Source organism: Mycobacterium sp. (genome assembly GCF_032162105.1).
In the GTDB taxonomy this organism is placed as follows: Bacteria; Actinomycetota; Actinomycetes; order Mycobacteriales; family Mycobacteriaceae; genus Mycobacterium.
Genome location: NZ_JAVRPS010000467.1, coordinates 1 through 3,862, shown reverse-complemented (window position 1 = coordinate 3,862; position 3,862 = coordinate 1). Strand labels below are relative to the sequence as shown.

At 63.7% G+C, this 3,862-nt stretch carries 5 protein-coding genes; 1 reads left to right on the top strand and 4 read right to left on the bottom strand.

Features of this window, described 5'->3' with window-relative positions:
- On the top strand, positions 1-776 hold a 776-nt coding region (locus QOC69_RS24100; protein ID WP_526444340.1), incomplete at its 5' end, for a GMC family oxidoreductase.
- Positions 777-892: 116 nt separating this feature from the next.
- On the opposite strand, the gene QOC69_RS24095 is transcribed toward QOC69_RS24100, so the two are convergent.
- From QOC69_RS24095 to QOC69_RS24080, 4 genes are all read right to left on the bottom strand, one after another.
- Positions 893-1,495, bottom strand: coding sequence for an LGFP repeat-containing protein (locus QOC69_RS24095; RefSeq protein WP_526444338.1), 603 nt, complete (start codon positions 1,493-1,495; stop codon positions 893-895).
- A gap of 140 nt (positions 1,496-1,635) precedes the next feature.
- Positions 1,636-2,064 (bottom strand): cellulose binding domain-containing protein, encoded by a 429-nt coding sequence (locus QOC69_RS24090; protein WP_526444336.1) that lies wholly within the window; start codon positions 2,062-2,064, stop codon positions 1,636-1,638.
- Positions 2,065-2,418: 354 nt separating this feature from the next.
- Positions 2,419-3,312: a helix-turn-helix domain-containing protein gene (locus tag QOC69_RS24085; RefSeq protein ID WP_526444334.1), complete on the bottom strand. Its 894-nt coding sequence runs from the start codon at positions 3,310-3,312 to the stop codon at positions 2,419-2,421.
- 164 nt (positions 3,313-3,476) lie between these two features.
- Positions 3,477-3,862: SDR family oxidoreductase (locus QOC69_RS24080; protein ID WP_526444332.1), on the bottom strand; the 386-nt coding region annotated here is incomplete at its 5' end.

The window sequence follows — 3,862 nt, the reverse complement described above, 5'->3', positions numbered from 1 at the left end:
TGGCCGTCGATCTGCCGGGCGTGGGTGAAAACCTCCAGGACCACCTGCAGCTGCGAACGGTCTACCGGGTGCGGGGCGCCCGCACCGTCAACACGCTGTACCGCAATTGGATCACCCGTGCAGGCATCGGACTTCAGTACCTGCTGCTGCGTTCAGGACCAATGACCATGCCGCCCTCCACGCTGGGCGCTTTCGCCAAGAGCGATCCCGCGTTGGCCAGTCCCGATTTGGAATGGCATGTGCAGCCGCTGTCCTTGGCCAAGTTCGGCGAACCGCTACATCCTTTCGGAGCGATCACTCCGTCAGTCTGCAATCTGCGACCCAGCTCGCGGGGCAACGTGCGCATGGCCAGCGCAGATCCGCTGACCTACCCGACGATCTCCTGTAACTACCTGTCCACTGGCGCCGATCGTCAAGCCGCCGTGCGCGGCCTCCGGATGACCCGGCAGATCATGGCGGCGCCGTCCCTGGCCCGCTACCGCCCAGAAGAATTGCTTCCCGGCACGCAACTGGTGAGCGACGAAGACCTCCAGCAGGCGGCCCGTGAACTCGGTACAACCATCTTTCATCCGGTGGGCACCTGCGCGATGGGAGCCTTCGACACCCATGGTCTTCCGCGGTCGGCTGCCACAGTGCTCGACACCGACTGCCGCGTATACCGCGTCGCCGGCCTTCGAGTGGCTGATGCTTCGGCGATGCCTACCATCACTTCCGGGAACACCAACGCGCCGGTCATGCTGATCGCAGAGCGCGCAGCGCGGGCGATCCTGGAATGAGTCCGTCAACACCGAGTGGTCCCCCGGCTTGTTAATTTTGACCTGCTAAGTGCCCTAGCGACTTTCGCCAGGCTGCATGTCCGACAGCGGTTGCGAGTAAACCTGCGCCGTGTTCATCAGAGCCCGGAAGGCACGACCTTGCCGTTGACCGTCACCTCGACTTGGTCCGTCTTCGCGTCGTACTCGATCTTGCCGTGTTCAAAGGTCGTAACGAGGAGATCGCCGACGGTGTTCTCGTCGCTGGTGGGCGCGCCCAGCGGACCCACTGAGCCGTTATCGCCGCTGACCGCAGGCACGCCGTCTGGGTCGCGCTGGACATTCCAGGCCTCCCGGATCTTGCCCCAGGTGATATATCCAGGCGTGCTCGCGTCGTCGTTCTTGGCGGTGATCACGCCGCCCTGGAACTGCTGGAACACCACACCGCTCTCCCGTGCTCCCGCATTGCGGTCACCCGTCAGTGGCTTGCCGAGAGCCTGCCGCTGATTCTCGGTTGCCGACGCGTATTTGGCCGCAATCGGACCGGTCAGCGTCACCTCGACGTCTCTCTCCCCGGTGAGCTTCACTTCGGGGGGCGGGGCTTCAGTCTCGGAGGTGGCGATCAACCCGACCTGCGGCGACGCCGACGCGTCGACGCTCTTGCCATTGCTGCAGCCCACGGTGATCAATGCGATGACGGCCAGGCCGACGACTGCCGTGTGGCGGTATGCGATCGTCTTCATGGGCTCACTCTCGCGTCTTCCTGTGGTGTGGGTCAAGTTTCGGCTGAACCGCTCGCCCGGCCGGAACTATGACCGAAATCGCTCAAGCGGCACGCAGTCGGCGGGCATCGGAGTGGTCGAACCCCGGCGCACAAAAGCCTCTAGGTGCAGGGGTATTGCCCGTTGAGCACACAATTCGACGGTGGCGTGTAGAAGCCGGCCAGCACGCCTCTCAGACCACCTGTGGCCGAACCGCCCGGCGCAATGATGCGATTCCAATTCGCGGGGGTGAGAACATAGTGCGTGCCGTATTGCACAAGGGTGCTACTCCACGTATGCGAGACGGATTCACCCGCCGGCAAGTCGAATTCGAGCCGCCAATCCGTCATCGGCGCCGTACTCGCGTTGACGATGGTGAAGTGAGCGATGAAACCGGTCTGCCACGTCGATGACACCGACAGCCTCGCCGCGGCGGCATCCGCATGAGCCACCGGGGTGATCGCCAGTCCGGAGGTGACAACTATCAACAACGTAACTATTACGTGCAGCGCCACCCTCCAGCGCGTCACACAACTGTCCAGTCCGGCCACAGGAGCCAACACTAAAGCCACGCAGTCGATATCGGCCCTCGCATCGCGGGTTGGCTGCGGTTCCTTTGCTCAATTGAAACCGCCACGACATTTCGGCGCCGAACGACGTGATTCACCGTCCTCCCCCATCGGCGCCGCTCGACGGTTCCACAGCGACCGCACGCGCAGGAAGACGGCGGTATCGAATATGGCGAGTTACCAGTACGAACGAATTGCACTGAACCTAAGCCCTATTCGTGCTTCGATAACGCCGTTGCCCTGGTGGCAACTCCATAGGTTGACGGCGTCGCCCCCGATCAACGAAGGATTGGTTCCAGCAATGCGGTCCGTGACGCGGACGGACTGAAGGGTGGGTTATCCGCTGGGGGCATGAAGCTCGTTCGCCAATGTCTCCTGGCTGGCCCACGACGCCAACAGGGCCAGATTGTCAGCGGCCGGCCCTCCCGCAGGTGCGGTGTAGACATTCAACTGCAGGCCAGATTCGGTGGGTAGATCCATGGACTCGAAGTTCAAGTCGAGCCGCCCCACCACCGGATGGTTCACACGCTTGCTCCCGTATCCCTTTAGCCGCACGTCCTGGGATGCCCACTGCTGCCGGAATAGCTCACTGCACGTTGATAATTCACCCACTAAGGCGATTAGCTCCTCGTCGTGGGGATTACGGCCCACTTCCATACGCAACATCGCGGCCGCGTTCCGCGCCACCTGGTCGTAGTCGACGAAGAACGTCTCGGCCTCGGTGGGATTCAAGTACACGAACCGCGCTATGTTGGCGGGCCGTCGCGGGTCGGCCAGCACCGGTGAATACAGCGCGCGACCAAGTTGATTCATGGCGAGCACGTCGTGGCGCCCATTGCGGATCCACGCCGGCGCAACGGTAATGGCGTCGAGCACCTCCTGCAGCGCCGGACGCACCGTCGCGGGAGGTTTGCAGTGCCGTCGACCGCCGGGCGCCCCGGACTGGCGTGCGAGATGGAACAGGTGATCGCGCTCCGCTTCGTTGAGCTGTAAGGCCTTGGCTAGCGCGTCGAGCACGCCCTCTGAGGTGCCAGCCAGGCTGCCGCGCTCAATGCGCACGTAATACTCGACCGAGACCCCAGCGAGTAGCGCTACCTCCTCTCGACGTAGACCCTTGACCCGACGATTGCCACCGTAGGCGGGCAGTCCAGCCATCTCAGGCGCGATGCGGGCGCGACGCGACCTCAGAAACTCTCGGATCTCGGTGCGCAAATCTAGCGTGGCGGCCATCCACTCACCGTATGCCCGCACCGCAAGCGAAGGGGGTACCGCCAATACCTTGAAGCCTCGGCGTCCGGCAGATCGGGCACCGACATCGGTCATGACTAGACACTGCATGCCAGCGTGAGGGCAATTGCGGGGCCTGGCATGGCGTCGATGTTGTCGCCGAAGTATCACGCTGTCGTGGCGATCCCTCCGTCGACGGGGACGATGGTGCCCGTTAGGTAAGCGCCTGCCCGGCTGGCGAGGAACACGGCGACACCCGCCATGTCGTCGTCGCGGCCAATCCGGCGCAGCGGGGCCGACGCCGCGATCGCCTCGCCGAACTCGTCGAGGGTTGCAGCCATCATCGTCGACGGGAACGGTCCCGGCGCCACCGCGTTCACCGTGATGTGCTGCGGGCCCAGTTCCTTGGCGAGCACTCTGGTGAGTTGATGCAGCGCAGCCTTGCTGCTGGAGTACGAGTAGTTGGGCCGCTGGGGGATGTGTATGGCGGCGATGCTGCCGATGTTGATGATCCGCGCGGGATCGTCGGCGGTCCCAGCGCTGCGAAGTGCAG

Coding starts and splice junctions, on each gene's coding strand:
- QOC69_RS24095 (WP_526444338.1), bottom strand. CDS start 1,495: ATGAAGACGATCGCATACCGCCACACGGCAGTCGTCGGCCTGGCCGTC.
- QOC69_RS24085 (WP_526444334.1), bottom strand. CDS start 3,312: ATGGCCGCCACGCTAGATTTGCGCACCGAGATCCGAGAGTTTCTGAGG.